The 21239-nt window shown below is 74.0% G+C and carries 18 protein-coding genes; 11 read left to right on the top strand and 7 right to left on the bottom strand.

Translation table 11 applies throughout. The features are described 5' to 3' along the window. Positions 1-87 precede the first annotated feature (87 nt). Positions 88-1995, top strand: a complete 1908-nt coding sequence (locus AYX06_RS09245) for an FAD-binding monooxygenase (protein ID WP_062735526.1) — start codon at positions 88-90, stop codon at positions 1993-1995. Positions 1996-2116: 121 nt separating this feature from the next. On the opposite strand, the gene AYX06_RS09240 is transcribed toward AYX06_RS09245, so the two are convergent. Continuing rightward, the gene (locus AYX06_RS09240) at positions 2117-2674 is read right to left on the bottom strand and encodes a helix-turn-helix domain-containing protein (RefSeq protein WP_062735525.1); all 558 of its coding nucleotides are present in this window, start codon (positions 2672-2674) and stop codon (positions 2117-2119) included. A 92-nt stretch (positions 2675-2766) separates the two neighbouring features. Between AYX06_RS09240 and AYX06_RS09235 the strand changes: the two genes are divergently transcribed. The 3 genes from AYX06_RS09235 to AYX06_RS09225 all read left to right on the top strand — a co-directional run bounded on the left by AYX06_RS09235 (position 2767) and on the right by AYX06_RS09225 (position 5607). Next, complete coding sequence (locus AYX06_RS09235) at positions 2767-4377, top strand: FAD-dependent oxidoreductase (protein ID WP_062735524.1); 1611 nt, start codon at positions 2767-2769, stop codon at positions 4375-4377. A 373-nt stretch (positions 4378-4750) separates the two neighbouring features. Then, positions 4751-4945, top strand: coding sequence for a hypothetical protein (locus AYX06_RS09230; RefSeq protein WP_062735523.1), 195 nt, complete (start codon positions 4751-4753; stop codon positions 4943-4945). A gap of 236 nt (positions 4946-5181) precedes the next feature. After that, positions 5182-5607, top strand: a complete 426-nt coding sequence (locus AYX06_RS09225; RefSeq protein WP_198161390.1) for a DUF7144 family membrane protein — start codon at positions 5182-5184, stop codon at positions 5605-5607. A 53-nt stretch (positions 5608-5660) separates the two neighbouring features. Here AYX06_RS09225 and AYX06_RS09220 read toward each other — a convergent pair whose 3' ends face one another. Next, positions 5661-6737, bottom strand: coding sequence for a copper resistance D family protein (locus tag AYX06_RS09220; protein WP_084271543.1), 1077 nt, complete (start codon positions 6735-6737; stop codon positions 5661-5663). Positions 6738-6877: 140 nt separating this feature from the next. Between AYX06_RS09220 and AYX06_RS09215 the strand changes: the two genes are divergently transcribed. The 6 genes from AYX06_RS09215 to AYX06_RS09190 all read left to right on the top strand — a co-directional run bounded on the left by AYX06_RS09215 (position 6878) and on the right by AYX06_RS09190 (position 13202). After that, a complete protein-coding gene (locus AYX06_RS09215) occupies positions 6878-7504 on the top strand; it encodes a hypothetical protein (RefSeq protein ID WP_062735521.1) in 627 nt (208 codons plus the stop codon). A gap of 95 nt (positions 7505-7599) precedes the next feature. Then, positions 7600-8328, top strand: coding sequence for a YcnI family copper-binding membrane protein (locus tag AYX06_RS09210; protein ID WP_062735520.1), 729 nt, complete (start codon positions 7600-7602; stop codon positions 8326-8328). A gap of 420 nt (positions 8329-8748) precedes the next feature. Further along, positions 8749-9681: an NAD-dependent epimerase/dehydratase family protein gene (locus tag AYX06_RS09205; RefSeq protein ID WP_062735519.1), complete on the top strand. Its 933-nt coding sequence runs from the start codon at positions 8749-8751 to the stop codon at positions 9679-9681. A gap of 550 nt (positions 9682-10231) precedes the next feature. Further along, positions 10232-10999: an ABC transporter ATP-binding protein gene (locus AYX06_RS09200; RefSeq protein ID WP_084271541.1), complete on the top strand. Its 768-nt coding sequence runs from the start codon at positions 10232-10234 to the stop codon at positions 10997-10999. Further along, positions 10996-12273, top strand: a complete 1278-nt coding sequence (locus AYX06_RS09195) for an ABC transporter permease (protein WP_062735518.1) — start codon at positions 10996-10998, stop codon at positions 12271-12273. The genes AYX06_RS09200 and AYX06_RS09195 overlap by 4 nt, the downstream gene beginning before the upstream one ends. 122 nt (positions 12274-12395) lie before the next feature. Further along, positions 12396-13202, top strand: coding sequence for a hypothetical protein (locus AYX06_RS09190; protein ID WP_147017790.1), 807 nt, complete (start codon positions 12396-12398; stop codon positions 13200-13202). A 172-nt stretch (positions 13203-13374) separates the two neighbouring features. Here AYX06_RS09190 and AYX06_RS09185 read toward each other — a convergent pair whose 3' ends face one another. The 5 genes from AYX06_RS09185 to AYX06_RS09165 form a co-directional block, all read right to left on the bottom strand. Next, the gene (locus tag AYX06_RS09185) at positions 13375-14850 is read right to left on the bottom strand and encodes a selenium-binding protein SBP56-related protein (RefSeq protein ID WP_084271540.1); all 1476 of its coding nucleotides are present in this window, start codon (positions 14848-14850) and stop codon (positions 13375-13377) included. 117 nt (positions 14851-14967) lie between these two features. Then, a complete protein-coding gene (locus AYX06_RS09180; protein WP_062735516.1) occupies positions 14968-16647 on the bottom strand; it encodes a glycoside hydrolase family 13 protein in 1680 nt (559 codons plus the stop codon). A 95-nt stretch (positions 16648-16742) separates the two neighbouring features. Next, positions 16743-17567 (bottom strand): carbohydrate ABC transporter permease, encoded by an 825-nt coding sequence (locus AYX06_RS09175; RefSeq protein WP_062735515.1) that lies wholly within the window; start codon positions 17565-17567, stop codon positions 16743-16745. A 2-nt stretch (positions 17568-17569) separates the two neighbouring features. Further along, positions 17570-18547 (bottom strand): carbohydrate ABC transporter permease, encoded by a 978-nt coding sequence (locus tag AYX06_RS09170; protein ID WP_084271539.1) that lies wholly within the window; start codon positions 18545-18547, stop codon positions 17570-17572. After that, positions 18544-19908, bottom strand: coding sequence for an ABC transporter substrate-binding protein (locus AYX06_RS09165; RefSeq protein ID WP_062735514.1), 1365 nt, complete (start codon positions 19906-19908; stop codon positions 18544-18546). Before AYX06_RS09165 ends, AYX06_RS09170 begins: the two co-directional genes overlap by 4 nt. 195 nt (positions 19909-20103) lie before the next feature. Here AYX06_RS09165 and AYX06_RS09160 point away from each other — a divergent pair, with 195 nt between their 5' ends. Continuing rightward, positions 20104-21156, top strand: a complete 1053-nt coding sequence (locus AYX06_RS09160) for a LacI family DNA-binding transcriptional regulator (RefSeq protein ID WP_062735513.1) — start codon at positions 20104-20106, stop codon at positions 21154-21156. The last annotated feature ends 83 nt before the right edge of the window (positions 21157-21239 follow it).

The following is a 21239-nucleotide window of genomic DNA, read 5'->3' as shown; positions in this document are numbered from 1 at the left end:
GGAACGGCGTGCCCGAGAAGGAAAGCACCCGCACACGCTGTTCGCATCGACATGGACGTCGGGACCGACGTCCGAGGAGGGAGTGGGATGCAGTTCCACCATCACGGGTACGTCTCCGGCGACCCGCGCGTTCAGCCTGCTGCAGGTGTCGGTCTCCACCGGCCCGAGGAGCTGCCCGAGGAGGTCGACGTCCTGATCGTCGGCACGGGGCCGGCAGGGATGATCGCGGCGGCGCAGCTGTCGCAGTTCCCCGACGTCACGACCCGGATCGTCGAGCGCCGCGGCGAGCGGCTGGCGATCGGCCAGGCGGACGGCATCCAGGCCCGCAGCGTCGAGACGTTCCAGGCCTTCGGCTTCGCCGGGCGGATCATCGAGGAGGCCTACCGGATCACCGAGATGTGCTTCTGGCACCCGGACCCCGAGGACCCGTCGCGGATCGCGCGCGGGGAGCGGCCGGAGGACGATCCCGCCGGGATCAGCGAGTTCCCGCACCTCATCGTCAACCAGGCGCGCGTGCTGGACTACTTCGCCGAGTTCATGGCGCACGCGCCGACCCGGATGAGGCCGGACTACGGATACGAGTTCCGCGGCCTCGAGCGCACCGACGACCCCGAGCGCCCGGTGACCGTGACGCTGGTGCACACCACCGGGGAGCGGGCGGGGCAGGAGAAGGTCGTGCGGGCGAAGTACGTCGTCGGCGCCGACGGGGCCCGCAGCCGCGTGCGCGAGGCGATCGGGGCCAGGATGCAGGGTGACCAGGCGTTCCACGCGTGGGGCGTCATGGACGTCCTCGCCGTCACCGACTTCCCCGACATCCGCCTGAAGTGCGCCATCCAGTCCGGGGCGGGCGGCAGCATCCTGCTCATCCCCCGTGAGGGCGGGCACCTGTTCCGCATGTACGTCGACCTGGGGACCGTGTCCCCCGACGACCGCGGCGCGGTGCGCAGGACGACGATCGAGCAGATCATCGCCAAGGCCAACGCGATCATGCACCCCTACACCGTGGACGTCCGCGACGTCGCCTGGCACAGCGTCTACGAGGTCGGCCACCGGGTCACCGACCGGTTCGACGACGTGCCCCTGGAGGAGCTCGGGACCCGCGCCCCGCGCGTGTTCATCGCCGGCGACGCCTGCCACACCCACAGCGCCAAGGCCGGGCAGGGGATGAACGTGTCCATGCAGGACGGGTTCAACCTGGGCTGGAAGCTGGGCTACGTCCTGTCCGGCCGCAGCCCCGAGAGCCTGCTGAGCACCTACTCCGCCGAGCGTCAGGTCATCGCGCAGAACCTCATCGACTTCGACAAGGAGTGGTCCACGCTCATGGCCAAGAAGCCGGAGGAGTTCGCGAACCCCGCCGAGCTGGCCGACTTCTACGTGCGCACCGCCGAGTTCCCCGCAGGCTTCATGACCCAGTACCCGCCCTCGATGCTCGTCGCGGAGCCGGACCACCAGGACCTGGCCACGGGCTTCCCGATCGGCAAGCGGTTCCGCTCGGCCCCGGTCGTGCGGGTCGCGGACGCGAACCCGCTGCAGCTGGGGCACCAGCACCGGGCCGACGGCCGGTGGCGGGTGTACGCCTTCGCCGACGCCGCCCCCGGCGAGACGTCCGCGCTGGGCGCCTGGGCGCAGTGGATGGCCGAGTCGCCGCAGTCCCCGGTCGCGACCCACACCCCCGAGGGCGCCGACGCCGACAGCGTCCTGGACGTCAAGGTCGTCTACCAGCAGAAGCACGTCGACGTCGACATCACCCGGGTGCCCCGGCTGTTCCTGCCCCGCAGCGGGCCGTTCCAGCTCGTCGACTACGAGAAGGTCTACGCCGCCCACCCGGACGAGGACATCTTCGAGATGCGCGGCGTCGACCGCGGCGCCGGGTGCGTCGTCGTGGTGCGTCCCGACCAGTACGTCGCCGCGGTCCTCCCGCTGGAGGACACGAACGCACTGGCCGGCTTCTTCCGCCGGCACCTGCTGGAGGTGAACCGCCAGCCGGTGGCGTAGCGGCCCGACCACCGGAGCCGTCCGCGCGCCACCCGGACCGGGGCCCGGAGGGCGGCTCCGGCCGTGCCCCAGCACTGTCGTGACCACGCTGTCATGACCAGGGCCGTCACGGCTGCGACTGTCAGGGCTGCGCCAGGTGGGTGTGCATCCGGACTCCCTCGCCGTTGAAGATGCTGAGCACCTGCGCAGGGTGTCGGCCCGCGGCGCTCATCGCGTGCGGCACGTGGGTGTCGAACTCGGCGGCTTCGCCGCGGGTGAGGACCAGGTCCTGCTCGCCCAGGCGGAGCCGCAGCCTGCCCGTGAGCACGTAGAGCCACTCGTACCCGTCGTGCACCCGCAGCTCCGGCAGCGTGTCGACGGGCGGATAGGTGATCTTGTAGGTGTGGATGGCCGCCCCTTCGGGGGCGAGCGGGGCAATGGTGAGTCCGTCGCGACGAACGACCGGGCGGCGGACCCGGGGGTCACGGACCTCGGGCTGCAGGAGGTCGTCGATGCGGATCCCCAGCTGCCGGGTCAGGGGCACCAGCAGCTCCAGCGAGGCCTGGCGCTTCCCCGACTCCAGCCGGGACAGCGTGCTCGTGGACATGCCGGCCCGCGCCGCCATGTCCTCCAGGGTCAGGCCGCGGGCACGGCGTGCCGCCCGCAGCCGTGGCCCGACCTGGTCCAGGTCCCCGCTCATCCCGTCCCCCCACGTCCTGCCGGCCGCCCACCGATTTGCCATTTCTGCAAGAAAGTTTGCCACAGTTCGGGGCGGCTCCGCAGACTCGGTCCATGGACGAGATGCAGTGGGACGTCGTGGTGGTCGGTGGCGGTGCGGCGGGGCTGAGCGCGGCCCTGCTCCTGGGGCGGGCGCGCCGGCGCACGCTGGTGGTGGACGCGGGGAGTCCCCGCAACCGTTTCGCGGAGCACATGCACGGGGTGCTCGGCCAGGAGGGAGTGCCGCCGGACCGGCTGCTCGAGCGCGGGCGGGACGAGGTCTCCGCCTACGGGGTGCGGATCGCCCCCGGGACGGTGCAGCGGGTGGACCCGACGGGGACCGGGGTCGAGGTGACGCTGGAGCGCGGTGAGCCGGTGCGGGCGCGGGCGGTGATCGTGGCGACCGGGATGACCGACGAGCTGCCCGAGATCCCGGGGCTGGCGGAGCGGTGGGGCCGCACCGTGCTGCACTGCCCCTACTGCCACGGCTGGGAGGTCGCCGATCAGCGACTCGGTGTGCTCACGACCTCACCGCTGGGTCTGCACCAGGCCCAGCTCGTGCGGCAGTGGAGCGACGCGGTGACCGTGTTCACCGCGGGGCTCGGGCCCCTGGACGCGGCCGCCGAGCACCGGCTCCGGTCCCGGGGGATCGACCTCGTGGCCTCCCCGGTCGTCGAGATCCTCGGTGCCTCCGCGGCCATCGACGCGGTGCGCACCGCCGACGGCACGCTGACCGCGGTCGACGCCCTCTTCACGGCCGGCACCCCGCGGCCGCACACGGCGTTCCTCGACCATCTCGGCCTCGCCACGACGGACACCCCGATGGGCCGGTTCCTGGCCGTGGACGGGACGGGCAGGACCAGCCACGACCGCATCTGGGCGGTCGGCAACGTCACCGATCCCGCCCTGACCGTCCCTGTGTCCGTCGGCGCGGGCGCCCGCACCGGCGGAGCCGTGAACGCGGCCCTGGTCGCCGAGGACTTCGACCGCGCCGCCGCCCCCGGCCACGCGGCGGGGCCGGCCCCGAGCGAGTACTGGGAGCACCGCTACAGCTCCGCCGAGCGGATGTGGTCGGGGCGCGTCAACCAGGTCCTCGCCGAGATCGCCGCGGACCTGGAGCCGGGCCGCGCCCTGGACCTGGGGTGCGGTGAGGGCGCGGACGCGATCTGGCTCGCCCGGCACGGCTGGACGGCCACCGGCATCGACATCTCCGGCACCGCGATCCGGCGGGCCACCGAGGCCGCCCGGGCCGCGGAGATCCCCGCCGAGCGGATCTCGTTCGTCGCCGCCGACCTCTCGGCCCTGGGCGAGGAGGACCGGTACGACCTGGTCACGGCCAGCTTCCTGCACTCACCGGTCGCCCTGCCCCGCGCCGAGATCCTGCGGGCCGCGGCACGCCACGTCGCGCCGGGCGGGCACCTGCTGATCACCGGCCACGCCTCCGCTCCCGCCTGGGCGGAGCTGCCGCCGGCGCACGGGCCGCGGTTCCGCACGCCCGCCGAGGAGGTCGCGGAGCTGGAGCTCGACCCGGCGCAGTGGACGGTCCGCGTCGCCGAGACCCGTCCCCGGCAGGTCACGGACCCGCAGGGCCGACCGGCGAGCATCGACGACTCGGTCGTGCTCCTCCAGCACCACGAGCACTGCGCGGCAGGCGCCGCCGCGGGCTCCGGGGAGCGGCGCCGCTGACACCGGGCGCAGCGACGGGAGCGCGAGCGCGTCGTCGTGACCGGGCCCCCGGACACCGCTGTCCGCACGCACCGTCGCACCGACCGTCTGCGGGACCTGTTGGCGCCGTGACCTGCGCGTTTCTCTGTGTCCGTCGGTGAACACGCTTTTGCATGCACAGTTGAGAACCGCCCGCCCGGGGTGCTCAGGTAGGGAGGACAGCGCCGACGTCGGGTGGGGACGACGGCCGTCGGGGGACCTGCGGGCAGAGCCGGAACGTACGCGGACGTGGTCGGGACGGTGCGCGCCGCCCACGGTGCCTCGCCGGGGCCGGGGAAGCAGCGCCGGGCCGCGGGACCCGTCCGGCCGGGGAGCGGGAAGGAGCCACAGGGACATGGTCTTCGCCGGGATGCTCCTGCTGACGGCGGCCCTGCTGCTCGTCCTCCTCCTCGCCCGTGCCACCGAGATGGACATGGTCCGCTTCCAGCGGCTCACCGCGATGGCGGTGCTGGGCCTGATCATGGTCGCCGCGGCGATGTTCGCGGCCGGCCTCCTCGTGACCGCTGGCGCGGTCCTCGGACTCCTCTGAGCCCGCCGCCGGCGGGCCCCGTCTCGAGAACGTCACCGGCAGGCCGGGGCGTCGGCCGGACGGCGCGGGGAGGCACCCGGGCGCCCTCCGGGCCGTCGCGGTCTCCCGGCTCGGATCCGCCCGGCACGAATCCACCCGGATCGGGTGATGCCGGCCGACGGCGGGAGACGGACAGTGGTGCCGATGGTCAACCCGTCCCGCGGGGAGCCCGCAGGACGCCTGCGGAGGGAACAGTCATGGCGACCACCACGTTCGATCGGGACACCGGCCGACAGGACCACAGTGGCGGCGCGGTGGTCGGGACGGCCGCGGCCGGCATCTTCATGGTCCTGGTCGGGCTCCTGCACGTGTTCCAGGGCCTCGTGGCGCTGTTCAACGACGAGTTCTACGTGTACGGCGAGGAGTACATCTTCACCTTCGACATGACCGGCTGGGGCTTGACCCACCTCATCGCCGGCGTCGTCCTCGCCGTGACCGGCTTCGCCCTGATCCAGGGAGCGCTGTGGGCGCACACGCTCGCGGTCGTCCTCGCCGGTCTGAGCATCGTCGTCAGCTTCCTGTGGATGCCCTTCTACCCGCTGTGGAACATCGTGGTCATCGCCTTCGACGCCTTCGTGATCTGGGCGGTCACCACGCGCAGGCGGGAGCTCACCCGATCCTGAGCGGCGGCACGAGCCGGCGGCAGCTCCTGGGCCGCGGTTCCGTGCGGGGGCCGTCAGGGGCTGAGGGAGGTGAGCACTCCGGTGAGCACCAGGACGAACAGCAGCAGGGCCCCTTCGGTGTGCAACGCCGAGTGCAGGTTGTCCCGTGCCGCCGGGTCGGAGCGGGCGCGCACCCGGGGGAGGAGCACGTACCGGTTCCAGGCGGCGACGCCGACCACGACGGCGACGACGAGGACCTTGAGCAGCAGCAGCCAGCCGTAGCGGGTGGACACCAGGTCCTCGACGCCGCCCAGGATCCGCCACCCCAGGACCACACCGGCCGCCGTGAGGGCCAGCACCGACCCTGCGGCCACGGTGGAGAACCGCACCAGGGTCGCCGTGGCCTGGTGGAGGGAGAGGTCCCGGGCCCGCCCCAGCACGGCGAGCAGCCCCAGGATCCCACCGCTCCAGACGACGCCGGCGGCCACGTGCACCGCATCGGCGGTGACCACCAGCCAGCTCGGCTCGACGGTGCGGCTGTGGCCCACGACCACCAGCGAGGTCACGGCCAGGGCCACCCCGCCCAGCGCCAGCCGGCCGGCCGGAGCGGCCCGGTCGCCCGCAGCCCGGGGGAGGGCGCCCACGGCCACGACCGTGCCCGCGACGGTCAGGGCCGCGGCCACCGCGGCGTCGGAGCCGATCGCGGTGCGCCACAGGACCGGGTCGGCCAGGGCCGGCAGGGCGGCTCCGCTCTGCCACAGCGCCGTGGCCGGGACGGAGGCCACGGCCCCGGCCACCGCCGCGGCGACCCCCAGCCCGGCCAGGGCGCGGACCCGCCGGCGGCTGCCCGGCGCCGTGCCGGGCGGGGCGGCGAGCAGCAGGAGGTCGAAGACGACCAGACCGGCCGCGGCGAAGATCCCCAGACAGACCAGCGTCTGGGCGGCGTGGTGGGCCACCAGCACCCCGTGCGCGGCCGCCGGGGCGACGTGCCCGGTGCCCGGCAGCTCCGTGTGGGCCACGGCGGCCGGTGCGGCCAGGATCGTCAGCAGCATCGCGGTCAGGGCGGCAAGGAGGGCCAGGTCCACCCGGCCGGCCCTCGGCTCCTCGCTGTGCGGACCCGGTGTGGCCCGGCCCGTCCTGGTCGGCTGCATGGGTCGAACCCTAGTCGGCCGGACGCGCGGGAGGCCGCCGCACCGGTTTTCCGCCGCGGCGTCACCCCCGGTAGGTTTCCAGACCAGGGGCCCCGGCGGTGTGCCGGCCCGGAGCAGGGGGCAGCAGTGGAGGACAGCCGATGAGCCGGCACGCGGCCGCGTGCTGGCTCCGGGCGCTGCTGGTCACCGCCGTCGTCGTCTCCCTGGCCGCCGCCGGACACCTGGCGGCCGGCGGCGCTCTTCCCCCGGCCCTGCCGATGCTGGGACTGGGTGCGGGCCTCCTGGGTCCCGTGGCCTGGGTGGCCAGGCGGACGCTGAGCCTGCCCCGCGTGCTCGCGCTCCTGGGAGCCACCCAGCTCGGGCTGCACGAGGTCCTCACCGCCTGGTCGATCCCCGCGGACTGCCCTGCCGGTGGCCACGGCCACCACCTGCCCCCCGCACCCGGCCTGTCCTGCCTGCCCGGGAGCGCCACCGGGGCGGGCCACCACGGCCTGGACGGGGCGGGGGTGGCCATGCTGGCCGGTCACGTGGCGGCGGTGCTGCTCACCGCCGTGGTGATCTCGACTGCGGAGAACGCCCTGGAGTGGGCGCTCGCCTGGTTGCGGCCCCTGGTCACCGTCCCGCGCCCGCCCCGCCTGCCCCTGGGATTCCGGCAGGGGGACCTGCCCCCGGCGGAGCGCCCCGGGCTGAGCCGGCGAGGGCTGCGGCGGGACCGGGTGCGCGGGCCGCCCGTGCTGCGGGCGCCGAGGGGAACCTGCTGGGGATGACCCCGGCGGGGTGCTCCCGAACGCCCGCCTGCGGTTGACCCCACGACTCCTCCCGCGCCGCCGTGCCCGGCGGCGCGACCGAAAGGCCCACTCTCATGACGAACACCAATGCCCCGCGCCTGATCACGAGCACGTCCGTCCTGGCCGTCGCCGCCGGGCTGACGGCCCTGGGACTGTCCCCCGCCGCCGCCCACGTCTCGGCCACCTCCACCTCCACCGCCGCGGAGGGCTACGCCCAGGTCACCTTCTCCGTGCCCAACGAGTCCGACACCGCCTCCACGAACAAGCTGGAGCTCACCCTGCCCCAGGACACCCCGTTCGCCTCGGTGCGGGTCAAGCCCGTGGAGGGCTGGAGCGCCGAGGTCACCGAGGAGCAGCTGCCGGAACCGGTCCGGATCGGGGAGGGCGCCATCTCCGAGGCGGCCGCCACCGTCACCTGGACGGCGGACGAGGAGCACGCGATCGAACCGGGCCAGTTCCAGACCTTCACCATCTCGGTCGGCCCGCTCCCCGCGGAGGGGACGACCCTGGTGCTGCCGGTGACCCAGTCCTACACCGACGGCCGCTCCGTGGCCTGGGACCAGCCCGCGGCCGAGGGGGAGGCCGAGCCCGAGCACCCGGCCCCGTCCCTGACCACCACCGCCGCCGAGGCCGACGGCCACGGGCACGGCACCGACGACAGCGCCGGGGAGACCGCCGCGGCCGAGGAGGCCTCCACCCGGGCGTCCGCCGGCACGGGGCTGGGCTGGGCCGGACTGGTCGCCGGGCTGCTGGGGCTGCTCGCCGGGGTCGTCGCCCTGGTGCGCACCCGCCGCCGCGACTGACCCGCACCCGGCACAGCCTGCAGGGGCGTCGTCCCGGTCGGGTCCGCTGCGGCAGCAGGTCCCGGGGAGCCGCTCCGGGGACAGCCTCGGCGGCCCACGGGCGCTCTCAGAGCGCGCCCTGCTCCGCGGGAACGGCCGTCCGCAGGGCCTCGACGAGGCGGTCCCGGGAGCCGGCGGCGGGGGTGAAGACGGCGGTGACGACAACGGGCATGATGCTGTCCCTCCGGACGACGGTGGACGGCCGAGCCGGCCGGAGCGACCACGGCAGCGCATCGGACGGGGAGTCCGGTCCGCCCGCACGCGCTGCCGGGCGCGGACGTGCCGTCCCCTCCCGGGTGCCCCATCGACCGGGCGCGGACGGCGCGGCAGACTGCTGTCCGGGAGCGCTGCTCTCTCACGTCATGACCGGGGAGGACAACCATGGACCACCGCCACCTCGTCGTCGGTGCCGGGCCCGTCGGCCGGGCACTGGCGCACCAGCTCGTCGACCGCGGTCACGAGGTGACCGTCGTGACCCGCTCGGGCTCGGCCACCGTGCTCGGCGCCCGGTCGCTGGCGCTCGACGCCTCCGACGCGGACGCCCTGACCCGGGCGGCGGAGGGCGCCGGGGTGCTCTACAACTGCGCCAACCCCGGCGACTACACCCAGTGGGAGGAGACCTGGCCGCCACTGGCGTCCGCGCTGCTCACCGCCGCCGAGCGCACGGGAGCCGTCTACGCGATGACGGGCAACCTGTACCCCTACGGCCCGGTCGAGGGCCCGATGCACGAGGGCCTGCCGGACGCCGCGACGGATGCCAAGGGCCGGCTGCGGGCGGCGATGTGGCGCGCCGCCCGGACCGCCCACGAGGAGGGGCGGGTGCGGGCCGTCGAGGTGCGGGGCTCCGACTACATCGGCCCGGGGGTCGGCTCCAACGGGCACATCACGCGCGTTCTGCCCGCGGCGCTGCGGGGCCGGCCGGTCACGGTGCTGTTCGCCAAGGACCAGCCCCACAGCTTCACCAGCCCCGACGACGTGGCGCGGCTGCTCGTCGCGGCGGCCGCGGACGAGACCGCGCACGGGCGGGTGTGGCACGTGCCCAGCAATCCTCCCCGCACCCAGGAGCAGGCGCTCACCGACGTCCTGCGCGCGGCGGGCCGGCCGCCGGTCAGGGTGCGGGTGCTGCGCGATCCCGCGCTCGCCGGCATCTCCCTGGTCGTCCCCGTGCTGCGGGAGCTGCGCGCCCTGTCCTACCAGTGGGACCGGCCCTACGTGCTCGACGACGCAGCCGCCCGCCGGCACTTCGGCCTCGAGCCCACGCCGTGGGACGAGGTGTGCCGCACCACCGCGCACGGTGTGCCGAACGGGCGCTGAGTCCACCGGAGCGCCCCGGGGTCCTCACGGAGCGGGAACGCCCGGGCGCGTCCTCGACCGCGGCCGGCCCGGTGCGGGCGCGCCCCGACTCCGGGCCGAGGCGCGGGCGGACATGCTCGGCGCCGTCGCCGGGTCCCGCGCCGAGCAGCGGCAGCGTGGTGTCCTCGGGACGTGCCGGAACGCGGCAGCGCGGTGCCGTGCCCGCGTCCCGGGGGCGGGGGACCGCGGCCGCTGCTCCGGGGCCGAGGGCGGGGCGGGCCGGGCGTGCCGGTGCCGGGTCCCCGGGCCCAGGACGGCGAGGTGCGCGGTGCCGGGCGACCCGGTACGGCGGCCTGCGCCGCGCCACCGCGGCCCGGCCGGGGCCCGCCGGCGGGCGGGCGCCGGGCGGGCGCGGCGGACCTCCCTTGTGGGGACATTCGCCGGTTTCCCCTCTTCGTGTGCCTTCGCACATGATGAAGTGGGTGTGCGACGCCGTCCCGCACCGGTTGCTCCTGATCTTGTCCCCGGGATGGCCACGGGTGGTTGCGCGGACAGGGGAAGGACGCCACGGATGATTCCTGCGGTGCTGCAGACCGAGGACCTGGTGAAGACCTACGGCCACGGTGCCCACGCGTTCACGGCTCTCCGCTCGGTGAGTCTGGCGATCGAGGCGGGGGAGTCCGTGGCGATCGTGGGCAAGTCCGGGTCGGGCAAGTCCACCCTGATGCACCTGCTGGCCCTGCTGGACGCCCCGACCTCCGGGTCGGTGGCGGTGCGGGGCCAGGACGCCGGGTCCCTCTCGGCCCGGGAGCTCAACGCACTGCGCAACACGATGTTCGGGTTCGTGTTCCAGCAGTTCTTCCTCACCCCGGGGCAGACGGTGCTGGAGAACGTGGTGCTGCCCTTGAAGATCGCCGGGGTCGGCCGGGCGGAGCGGCGCCGCCGGGGGCTGGCGGTGCTCGAGCGGCTGGAGATGGCGGAGAAGGCCGGCAGCCGGGCCACCGACCTGTCCGGGGGCCAGAAGCAGCGGGTGGCGATCGCCCGGGCGCTGGTCAACGACCCCTCCGTGATCTTCGCCGACGAGCCCACGGGCAACCTCGACTCGGCCACCGGCGCGGTGGTCCAGGACATCCTCTTCGAGCTCAACCAGGAGCGGGGCATCACGGCGGTGATCGTCACCCACGACGCGGAGCTGGCCGCGCGCTGCGACCGCCAGGTGCACCTGCGCGACGGGCGGATCGTGGACGCCCCGGCCCCCGCGCCGGCGGACCCGCTCGCCGCCGTCGTTCCCGCCGACCGGGACGAGGTCGCCCTCGGGGTCTCCGGTGGCGCCCGGTGACGTGGACCGACATGGTCGGCTCGGCCGTGGCCAGCGCCTTCCGGGGCCGGATCCGCACGGTGCTGACCGTGCTGGCGGTCTTCATCGGCGCGCTGGCCCTGACGCTGACCTCCGGCATGGGCACCGGGGTGAACCGCTACATCGACGAGACCGTGGCCGCCTTCGGCGACACGGACGCGCTGTACGTGCAGAAGTCGCAACCGCTGCTGGAGCTGTCGACGGGCACGGGCCCACGCGCCTACGACCCGGAGGACACCCAGGTCGCCACCGGGTTCGGGGTGTCCTTCGCGGGTCTGTCGGAGGAGGACATCGCCGTCGTCGAGGACACCCGGGGGGTGGCCTCGGTGCACCCGGTCTACAACGTGGTCCCCACCTATCTGCGCGCCGACGGGGCGAGGTTCCAGCTCGCGCTCGGCATCCCGGTCGACGGCGAGGGCCTGCAGCTGGTCGCCGGAGCCACCGCCGCGGACGGGGCGGACGAGCTGGCGATCCCCGACAGCTGGGTCGCCGACCTGGGCTTCGCCTCGGCGGAGGACGCGGTCGGGGAGGTCCTCGAGGTGGTCATGACGAACATGGCCGGGGCGGAGCAGGCCTTCGAGGCCACGGTCTCGGGGGTCACCCAGGCCAGCCTGGCCGGGGTCGCGATGAACCCGCTGCCCTCGACCTCCTTCAACGAACGTCTCTACGCCTACCAGGTCAGCGGAGGGCCGGAGGAGGTGGCGGCCACCTACATCATGGCGCGGGCCGTCATGGAGGATCCCGCGCAGGCTCCCGCGGTGCAGGAGCGGCTGGAGGAGGCCGGCATGGTCGCCTCCACGGTCGAGGACCAGCTGGGGATGTTCCGCACCGTGATCGACGCCGTGATCTGGATCCTCAACACGTGCGCGGTGATCGCCCTGCTGGCGGCGAGCCTGGGCATCGTCAACACCCTGCTGATGTCCGTGCAGGAGCGCACCCGCGAGATCGGGCTGATGAAGGCCCTGGGCACCAGCGGGGCGAAGGTCTTCGGGCTGTTCTCCCTGGAGGCGGTGTTCATCGGTCTCCTCGGCGCGGTCCTCGGCGTGACCACCGCGGTGGTGGCCGGATCCTGGGTGGCCCGGTGGCTGGCCGAGGGGTTCCTGGCGGGGCTGCCGGGGCTGTCCCTGTTCGTCTTCCGGGCCCCGGGGATCGCCCTGATCGCCGTGGCCGTGCTCGCGATCGCCTTCGCGGCCGGCACGATCCCGGCCGTCCGGGCCGCGGGCAAGGACCCCATCACCGCCCTGCGCCACGAATGACCGCGCCCACCGCCTGACCCGCACCGTCCCGGCCCCGGAACTGCTCGCCGCGGGACCGCGGGCTGTCCTGATGCCGTGCGGCGGGCCATCATGGAGAGAGGCACGAGGAGAGCGGGTCAGCCATGGTCGATCGTGATGTGCTGCGCCAGGTCACCGTGGCCGCGGCGGTGGGCGGGGGGTTCGTCGCCGGGGTCTCCGGGGACTACGGGGACGCGGCCGCCGGCCCCAGCCCGGTGGTGCCGGCGAACTACGCCTTCGTGATCTGGACGCCCATCTACGCCGGGCTCTTCGGCCACGCCGTCCACCAGGCGCTCCCGGCCCGGCGCCGGGACCCGGTGCTGCGCCGCACCGGGTGGGCCACGGCGTGCGGGGTGGGTCTGTCCGGGCTGTGGGTGTGGACCCAGGACCTCCCGGCCCTGGAGCTGCCCCTGATCGCGGTGACGGCCGCCGCTGCCGTGGTGGCCTACACCCGGGCGGCGCCGGCGGATCCGGCCGAGGCCGCCTCGGCGCGCGACCGGTGGCTGGTGCGGGTCCCGCTGGGCCTGTTCAGCGGCTGGATCACGGTGGCGACGTTGGCCGGCGGCGGCGAGGCCCTGATCGCCTCCGGGATCAGCGCCCCGTGGCCGGGTGCTGCGGCCTGGGCCACGGCGGCGCTGGCCGCCGCGGGCGCCACCGGCGCCGCGCTGGCGTGGTGGCGGCCGGTCTCCCTGGCCTATGCCGCGGCCGTGACCTGGGGGTTGGCCGGGGTCGCGGTGCGGGTGCTGCCCCAGCAGCCGGTGCCGGGCACGGCGGCCATGCTGGCCGGGGCCGCCGTGGCGGCGGCCGGGGTGCTCGGCGCCCGGAGGCGTCGGACACCCGGCAGCCGGGGAGGACGCGCACCCGGGGCGGGGCCCGCGGGCCCGGCGGCGTCAGCAGCGGCAGACCGGTGACCCTGGCGAACGGCCGCACCGTGGTCGGCGGACTGCGCGACCCGGAGCGGGCCGGTCGTCTCCGCCGCACCGGCCGGCACGCCGCCGGGCGCCGCGCTGCAGCGCATCTCGTCGAGCGGGTGCCCGGCGTCGCCCCGTGTGCTGTTGCGGTGCTGTTGCGGTGTCGGGCGGGTCAGGTGCGGTAGCAGTAGGAGTCGGAGGAGGCGTCCCCGCCCTGCAGCCGGATCTGGTGGACGCGCAGGCCGCGGAAGTCTTCCTGGTCGAGGAAGAAGTCCTCGTCGATGGTCAGGCCGCCGGTGTCGGTGTCGGCGTCGATCTTGGCCATCCAGGCCCCGATCCCGTGGGGGTAGAGCTGGTCGTCCCAGGCCCCGTAGAGGGAGTTGGTCACGTATATCCGGGTGCCGTCGCGGCTGGTCTCGACCATCTGCGGGCCGCCGCCGAGCCAGGTGTCCGGGGCGGAGGGGTGGGCGGCGCGGTCCCCGATCCCGCCCAGGCGCACCGATCCGGTCTCGCGCGGGTGGGCCGGGTCGGAGACGTCGTACTGCTTCAGCTCCCCGGTGCCCCAGCAGGAGACGTAGAGCCACCGGTCGTCCACGGACAGCGAGATGTCGGTGACCAGCGGCGGCACCGCGCCGAACGGGCGCAGGAACTCCGGCAGCTTCTCCGCCTCGAGCGGTTCGGCCGGGATGGAGATGACCTTCTCCGCGGTCCAGTCCCCGGCCTCGGTGCGGTGCCAGTGGAAGATCGAGGCCGAGAGGTCCTCGGTGGAGATCACCGCGTCCACCAGCCCCCAGGTCGCCTCCGGGTCGTGGGCCGGGCGCAGCTCGAGGGCCATCTGGTGCTCTGCCCCCAGCTCCACCCGCTGCAGGTGCTTGCCGGCGGCGAGGTCCCAGAAGTGCAGGGCGTGGCCGTACTCCTGGTTCAGCAGCTGCTCGCCGACGATGCCGTGCTCCACCATGGCCGGGGTGCCCCACTCGCTGGTGACGAGGGCGTTGTGCCTCAGGTGCCACCACGCGTCGTAGGCCAGGTGCTGGGGGCCGCGGTCGGTCTCCCACTTGCCGAGCACGTCGAAGGTGCTGTGGTCGAGCACCGCGATGCCGCCGGGTCCGCCGTCCCCGGACGCGGTGCCCAGGCAGGAGAGGTACACCCCGTCCGGGCCGCAGTGCAGGGTGTGCGGGCGGGAGTAGCCGGCCTTCTCGGCCAGCTCCTCGGCGGTGATCGTCTTGACCACCCGCGGGTTCCGCGGATCGGGGTGGGTGTCGGCGACGTGCACGTTGGAGGACCGCAGCCCGGGCAGCAGCAGGTACCGCCGGGACAGGCCGGTCATGTCGTGGCCCTCGTGCATAAAGGCGCTGCTGCAGGCGTTCCACCCGAAGTGGTGCAGCTCGTCCCCGGTGCCGGGCATGTCCTCCCAGCCGACCACGGTGCCGTAGGAGTCGGAGTCCGGGTCGAGGTCGACGACGGTCAGCGCGTCGGGGCGCTGCGCGGTGCGGTCGAAGGCGACCACATAGGCCAGTGTCTCCCGCGGGGCCGCGATGGCCTGGGCCGGGGAGCGGTAGAACGTGGGGTCGGTGGCCGCGGACGTGGCGTCGGTGCCGTCACTGTCGCCGGGCCCGGTGGAGTGGTGGTGGTGGCCGGAGGAGTTCATCGGACTTCCCATGCTGGGGGGACAGGCGGGTGGATGCCGGGTGCTCCGTCCCGGGTCTCCCGAGGAGGGGCGACCGGCACGGCTCCAGTCTCCCACCCCGCCGACGAGTAGGCCAGGTCACAGGTCCCCGATCCGGGCATCGGCTCCGACGGCCAGCCACACGGTGCGGTCGGGCGGCAGGTGCCCGTCGCCGAGCGGGCTGCTGGCCAGCAGCACCTGAGCGCCGGCCGGCAGCGGGACCTCGGTGCCGGAGAGGTTGACCAGGCAGCGGAACCCGGCGCCGCGGTCGTAGGCCAGGCACCCGGACGGGGCCTCGGCCCAGGCGAAGTCGGTGGTGGCCAGCCCGGGGTGGGCCCGGCGGATCTGCAGGGCACGCCGGTACAGCTCGAGGGTCGAGCCGTCCACCCCGTCCTGGGCCTCGACCGACAGCTCCCCGAAGTGCTCCGGCTGGGGCAGCCACGCGCCGGCCTCGCCGAAGCCGAAGGAGCCGCCGGTGCGGGTCCAGGGCAGGGGGACGCGGGCGCCGTCGCGGCCCTTGAGCGTGTGGCCGGTGCGGTGCCAGACGGGGTCCTGCAGGCGCTCGTGGGGGATGTCGGGCACCTCGGGCAGACCGAGCTCCTCGCCCTGGTACAGGTAGGGCGAGCCGGGCAGGGCCAGCATCATCAGGGTGGCCGCCCGCGCCCGGTCCAGGCCCAGCCGGGGGTCGAGCACCGGGTGGCGGCCGTCGGCGAGCAGCCACGCGTCCGGGTCGGTGTCCTCCGGCAGGGCCAGCCGCGAGGCGTGGCGGGGGACGTCGTGGTTGGACAGCACCCAGGTGAGGCCGCCGCCCGCCCCCGTGTGGCCGGCGAAGGCCTGGTCGATCACGGCCACGAACTGGTCCCGGTCCCAGCGGGACTTCAGCAGGGAGAAGTCGAAGACCTGCCCGAGCTCCGTCGGGCGGGCGTAGAGCCAGGTCCGCTCGTTGGCCGGGTGCCAGGTCTCGGCCACCGCCATCCGCGGGGGGTCGTACTCGTCGAAGACCTGGCGCCACTCCTGGTAGATCGTGTGCACCTCCTCCCGGTCGTAGAGCGGGTCGGTGCCGTCCAGCGGGAGCATGCGGTCCAGGGTGGGCTGGTCGCGCAGCGGGTGGGAGAGGTCCTTCGCCAGGGAGTGCGCCACGTCGATGCGGAACCCGTCCACCCCGCGGTCGGCCCAGAACCGCAGGGTGTCCTTGAAGTACTGGCGCACCTCGGGGTGGTCCCAGTTCAGGTCCGGCTGCTCCTTGGCGAACAGGTGGCAGTACCACTGGCCGTCGTCCACCCGCTCCCAGGCGGGCCCGCCGAAGTGCGAGACCCAGTTCGCCGGCGGACAGGCGCCGTCGTCGCCGGTGCCGTCCCGGAAGATGTAGCGCTCGCGGGCGGGGGAGCCCGCCGGTGCGGCGAGGGCCTCCTGGAACCAGGGGTGCTGGTCGGAGGTGTGGTTGGGGACGATGTCGACGATGATCCTGATCCCCAGCGCGTGGGCGCCGGCCACCACCCGGTCGAAGTCGTCGAGGGTGCCCAGCCGTGGGTCGACGTCGCGGTAGTCGCTGATGTCGTAGCCGCCGTCGGCCAGCGGGGAGGGGTAGAAGGGGCTGAGCCAGATCGCGTCCACCCCCAGCTCGGCGAGGTACGGCAGGCGGGAGAGCAGCCCGCCCAGGTCCCCGAGACCGTCGCCGTCGGAGTCGGCGAAGGACCGGGGATAGACCTGGTAGACGACCGCCGTCCGCCACCAGTGCGGATCGGGGGCGGCCGGGAGCGGGGTGGGGGAAGAGGGCATGAGGACTCCGTCCGTGGAAGAAGGTGGAAGAGCAGCGGTGGGCAGGCGCGGGCGCAGGCCGGTGGCGGTGGTCGCCGGCGGTCCGCGGCGTGGGCTCAGCCCTTGACCGAGCCGGCGAGCATGGCCTTGACGATGTGGCGCTGGAAGAAGAGGAACACCAGGATCATCGGGGCCATGATCAGCAGGGACCCGGCGTTGAGCAGGACCACGTCGGTGGAGTACTGGCCGACGAAGTTCTGCAGGGCACCGGCCATGGTGCGTTTGGCCGGGTCGTCCATCAGCACGATGGCCAGCAGGAACTGGTTCCAGGTGGAGATGAACATCAGCAGCCCCAGGGAGGCGATGGAAGGCAGCGCCAGGGGCAGGTGGACGGCGCGGAAGGACTGCCAGGCGCCGGCCCCGTCCATGCTGGCGGCCTCGGAGAGCTCGGCGGGTGCGTTGAGGAAGTGGGCGCGCATCCAGAACACGGCGAAGGGCATGTTCAGCCCGATCAGCGGCAGGATCAGCCCCAGGCGGGTGTTGAGCAGGCCCATCTCCTGGATCTGGTAGTACAGCGGGACGATGGTGACCTCGAAGGGCAGGGTCAGTCCCAGCAGCAGCAGCACGAAGAGGACCGACCCGCCGGGGACGCGCAGCTGGCCCAGGGCGTAGCCGGCCATGGTGGCCAGCAGCACCCCGAGGGGCACCACGCCGAGCACGAGCAGGAAGCTGGAGCCGGCGAGGGTGGTGATGTCGGCGACGTTCCAGGCGTCGACGAAGTTGTGCCACTGCGGGTCGCTGGGCCAGCTCAGGCCCAGCGGCACGGAGCCCTGGGGCTGCAGGGCGGTGCAGAGCATGCTCAGCAGCGGGAAGATCGAGAAGGCCATCGCCAGCAGCAGCAGCGCGACCCCGGGGATCCGGGTGCTCGTGGGGGTACGCATGGTCACTTCTCCCGGAACAGTCGTTGGAGGGGCAGGATCACGGCCAGCACGAGCGCGCTGAGCACCAGGGCCAGGGCGGAGGCGAGGCCGATGCGGGACTCGGTGAAGCCGAGCCGGTACACCTGCACACCGGGCACCATGGTGGAGTACCCGGGCCCGCCCTGGGTGGCCATGAACACGATGTCGAAGCTGGCCAGGGCGGCGATGACGGTGATGGTCACGCACACCCCGATCTCCTGGCGCAGCCCGGGCAGGGTGATCGCCCGGAAGGTCTGGAAGAACCCGGCGCCGTCCAGCTTGGCGGCCTCGTAGAGGGAGACGTCGATCTTGCCGATGCCGGACATCAGCAGGATGGTGCAGAACCCGAGGTTGATCCAGGTCCCGATCAGCCCCACCGCCGGCAGCGCCCAGGCCGGGTCCCCGAACCAGGCGCGGGTCACGGACTCGAGCCCCACGACCGACAGCAGCTGGTTCACCGCGCCGGTGGTGGCGTACATCCAGCTCCAGGCGATGGCCGCGGCGGCGGCCGGGATGACGTAGGGGATGAACAGCAGGGTCTGGGCCAGCCGGCCCAGGCCCTTGCTGCGCAGCTCCCGGATCAGCCCGGCCACCAGCAGCGCCACCGTGACCGGGACGACGGTGAAGAAGATGATCAGGAAGAACGCGTGCCAGATCGAGGACAGCAGCTGCGGGTCGGTGAAGACCCGCACGTAGTTCTCCAGGCCCACGAAGGTGGCCACGGTGATGCCGTCCCAGTCGTAGAAGGAGTACTGGATCGAGGCGGCCAGAGGACGCAGCACGAACACCGCGTACATCAGGGCCGCGGGGGCCGCGAACAGCCATCCGCCCCAGTTCTTCCTCCGCCGCCGGGGGCGGGGCGCCTGTGCGGGGACCTGCTCCTGCCCGGCCGGCGCCGCCGGGGCGGGGGTGGGCCGGGTCAGGCCCTGCAGGGGGCCGCCGGAACCGTCGAGGGTGCTCATCGGCCCAGCTCGTCCTCGTACTTGGTCTGGACCGCGTCCAGCATGTCCTCCGGGGTGGTGGCCCCGTCGACGAGGCGCTGGGCCTCGGAGTTCCAGGTGGTGGTCAGCCCGTTGGTGGCGTTCTGCACGAACTGCACCTGCCCGTCGGCCTCCACCAGCTGCGCGAAGGCCTCCTGGATCTGGGCCGTGACGGAGCCCTGCTCGGTGGCCGGGACCTCGCCCTCGCCCGAGGGCGCGAACCCGGCGTCGACGACGACCTGGCGGGCCTCCTCGGAGCGCAGGAAGTCCAGGAACGCGGCGGCGGCGTCCTTGGCGTCGGAGCCGGCCGGGATGGCGAAGTTCGAGGCCGGGTCCGACATCGTCGCCGGTTCCTGCCCGTCGGGGGCCGGCGGCAGGAAGAACCCGACGTTGTCGCCCATCTGCTCGTCCAGGGCGGCGGCGTCCCAGTTGCCGGAGGGGTAGAACAGGGCCTCGCCGGCGGCGAAGCGACCCAGGGCCCCGGTGGCGTCGGTGCCGTTGGTGTCTTCCGGGTAGTACCCGGCCTCGGCCCAGTCCCGGATCCTGGCCAGGGCCTCGGCCGCCTCGGGGGTGTCGATCGTGGCCCCGGGGGCGTGGAAGACCCACTCGTTGAGCGACTCGGCTCCCAGGGCGTAGTTGAGCATCATCTGCGTGCTGGTCATGACCTGGCCGGTCTGGTTGCCGGCCATGATCGGGACGATGCCGGCGTCCTCGGCCTCGGCCAGCAGACCCTCGAGCTCCTCCATGGTCCGCGGAGGTGCGCTCATCCCGACCTTCTCGGCCAGGTCCTTGTTGTAGTAGAAGCCGGTGACGGTGAAGCCGTCGGCCAGCGTGTACTGGGAGCCCTCGCCGCGCACCCCGTCCTCGTTCACCCGGTACTGGGCCAGCTGACCCTCCGGGAGCTCGTCCCAGCCGTAGGCGTCGGCGTAGGCGTCGAGGTCGGTCAGCAGCCCGTCCTCGGCCACGTCGGACAGGGCGATCACCCGGGCGATGTCCGGCGGGTCGTCCGAGGCCAGCACGCGCGGGGCGTTCTGGGCCTGCACGTCGTCGGGGTCGTAGCGGCCGGTGATGGTCACGTTGGGGTGCCTCTCGGTGAAGGCCCGGATCAGCGCCTCGTCCTTGGCCTTGAGCCCGGCGCCGTCGTAGAGGGTCAGCTCGACGGGCTCGTCGCCCAGGTCGGTGGAGACCTCCGTGGGGGCCGCCTCGGAGGCCGCCGGGGCGGAGCCGGCGCCGGGAGGGGCGCAGGCCGCCAGGGCGAACAGCGCGGCCGCACCCGCTCCCAGCGCACGCAGCCTGGTGCGCGCCAGACGGGCAGGGTCCTGGGTGACCAGGTGATCGGTCATGGAACTTCCTCCTCCGGAAGGGTGTCGCGCCCCACCGTTTCGGAAGCGCTTCCGAACATGATCCAGCTCATACTTGGATGGTGTCAACCCCCTTGTTTCAGCCTTCTGTGCGGAGCCATGGCGCGTAGGGGTGTCGCCGACCGTCATGGTAGGGAACTGTTTAGTAAGCGCTTCCGAAGGATCTACACTGAGGCCATGAACTCCTCGAGAACCGTCGGCCTGGCGGACGTGGCCCGTGAGGCCGGCGTCTCCCTGGCCACCGCCTCACGGGCGCTCAACAGCGCCTACGGCGTGGCCGCGGCCACCAGGGAGCGTGTCACCGAGGTCGCCCGCCGCCTGGAGTACGTCGCCTCTCCGGAGGCCTCGCGCCTGGCGACCGGAGCCACCCGCAGCGTGGCCCTGGTCGTGCCCCATCTGGACCGCTGGTACTTCGGGGAGATGGTCGGCGGCCTCGAGGAGGTCCTGCGGGAGGCCGGTCACGACGTGCTGCTCTACCACGTCGGGGACCCCGAGGGCCGCCACGCGTTCTTCGAGCGCCTGCCCGCCCGCCGGAAGGTCGACGCGGTCGTGGTGGTCGCGGTCCCGGTCACGGACCACGAACGGCGCCGCCTGGAGCTCATGGGCGTCACGATCGTCGCCGCCGGCGGCCAGGACGCGACCTATCCCTACGTCTCCATCGACGACGCCGCCGCCGTGCGGCAGGCCACCGACCACCTGCTGCGCCTGGGCCACCGCCGGATCGCCATGATCACCGCCGTCGACCCCGACCGCGCCGATCAGCCGGTCCACCGGGGGCGCACGCGGGGCTTCTACGCGGCCATGGCCCACGCCGGTGTCCCGGTCGACGAGGAGCTCGTCGTGACCACCGACTGGGGCGGGGTGCCCGCCGCCGAGGCCATGGAGAAGCTGCTCAGCGTCCGCGAGCTGCCCACCGCCGTGCTGGCCCACTCCGACGAGATGGCCCTGGGGGCGATGCGCACCATCCGCCGCGCCGGGCTGCGGGTGCCCGAGGACATCTCCGTCATCGGCATCGACGACCACCCTCTCGCGGAGCTGGTCGACCTCACCACCGTCCGCCAGCCGGTCCGGGACCAGGGGCTGCAGACCGCGCGCCTGCTGCTGGCGCTGCTGCGCGGGGAGGACCCCGACCCGGCGCAGAGACTGCCCACCCGCGTCGTCGTGCGCCGCAGCACCGCCCCGGTCCGCGACGCGCCGGCCGGTCCCGCCGCGGAGACCCCCGCGCACTGAACGACGCCCGCGCACTGAACGACGCCCGCGACCCCGCGGCCGGGCGGTGCCGGTCCCCGGCCGCCGACGGCCGCCGACACCCC

This window comes from Kocuria turfanensis, from assembly GCF_001580365.1.
Taxonomy (GTDB): Bacteria; Actinomycetota; Actinomycetes; order Actinomycetales; family Micrococcaceae; genus Kocuria; species Kocuria turfanensis.
Note: the sequence above shows the minus strand (reverse complement) of the source record. Positions and strands in the feature narration are given on the sequence as shown.

Bases quoted from the DNA above. Each gene is read 5' to 3' on its own strand.
- AYX06_RS09200 (WP_084271541.1), top strand. From the start codon at position 10,232: ATGATTCCTGCGGTGCTGCAGACCGAGGACCTGGTGAAGACCTACGGC.
- AYX06_RS09240 (WP_062735525.1), bottom strand. From the start codon at position 2,674: ATGAGCGGGGACCTGGACCAGGTCGGGCCACGGCTGCGGGCGGCACGC.
- AYX06_RS09215 (WP_062735521.1), top strand. From the start codon at position 6,878: ATGAGCCGGCACGCGGCCGCGTGCTGGCTCCGGGCGCTGCTGGTCACC.
- AYX06_RS09210 (WP_062735520.1), top strand. From the start codon at position 7,600: ATGACGAACACCAATGCCCCGCGCCTGATCACGAGCACGTCCGTCCTG.
- AYX06_RS09165 (WP_062735514.1), bottom strand. From the start codon at position 19,908: ATGACCGATCACCTGGTCACCCAGGACCCTGCCCGTCTGGCGCGCACC.
- AYX06_RS09190 (WP_147017790.1), top strand. From the start codon at position 12,396: ATGGTCGATCGTGATGTGCTGCGCCAGGTCACCGTGGCCGCGGCGGTG.
- AYX06_RS09235 (WP_062735524.1), top strand. From the start codon at position 2,767: ATGGACGAGATGCAGTGGGACGTCGTGGTGGTCGGTGGCGGTGCGGCG.
- AYX06_RS09175 (WP_062735515.1), bottom strand. From the start codon at position 17,567: ATGCGTACCCCCACGAGCACCCGGATCCCCGGGGTCGCGCTGCTGCTG.
- AYX06_RS09230 (WP_062735523.1), top strand. From the start codon at position 4,751: ATGGTCTTCGCCGGGATGCTCCTGCTGACGGCGGCCCTGCTGCTCGTC.
- AYX06_RS09245 (WP_062735526.1), top strand. From the start codon at position 88: ATGCAGTTCCACCATCACGGGTACGTCTCCGGCGACCCGCGCGTTCAG.
- AYX06_RS09220 (WP_084271543.1), bottom strand. From the start codon at position 6,737: ATGCAGCCGACCAGGACGGGCCGGGCCACACCGGGTCCGCACAGCGAG.
- AYX06_RS09170 (WP_084271539.1), bottom strand. From the start codon at position 18,547: ATGAGCACCCTCGACGGTTCCGGCGGCCCCCTGCAGGGCCTGACCCGG.
- AYX06_RS09205 (WP_062735519.1), top strand. From the start codon at position 8,749: ATGGACCACCGCCACCTCGTCGTCGGTGCCGGGCCCGTCGGCCGGGCA.
- AYX06_RS09225 (WP_198161390.1), top strand. From the start codon at position 5,182: ATGGCGACCACCACGTTCGATCGGGACACCGGCCGACAGGACCACAGT.
- AYX06_RS09160 (WP_062735513.1), top strand. From the start codon at position 20,104: ATGAACTCCTCGAGAACCGTCGGCCTGGCGGACGTGGCCCGTGAGGCC.
- AYX06_RS09185 (WP_084271540.1), bottom strand. From the start codon at position 14,850: ATGAACTCCTCCGGCCACCACCACCACTCCACCGGGCCCGGCGACAGT.
- AYX06_RS09180 (WP_062735516.1), bottom strand. From the start codon at position 16,647: ATGCCCTCTTCCCCCACCCCGCTCCCGGCCGCCCCCGATCCGCACTGG.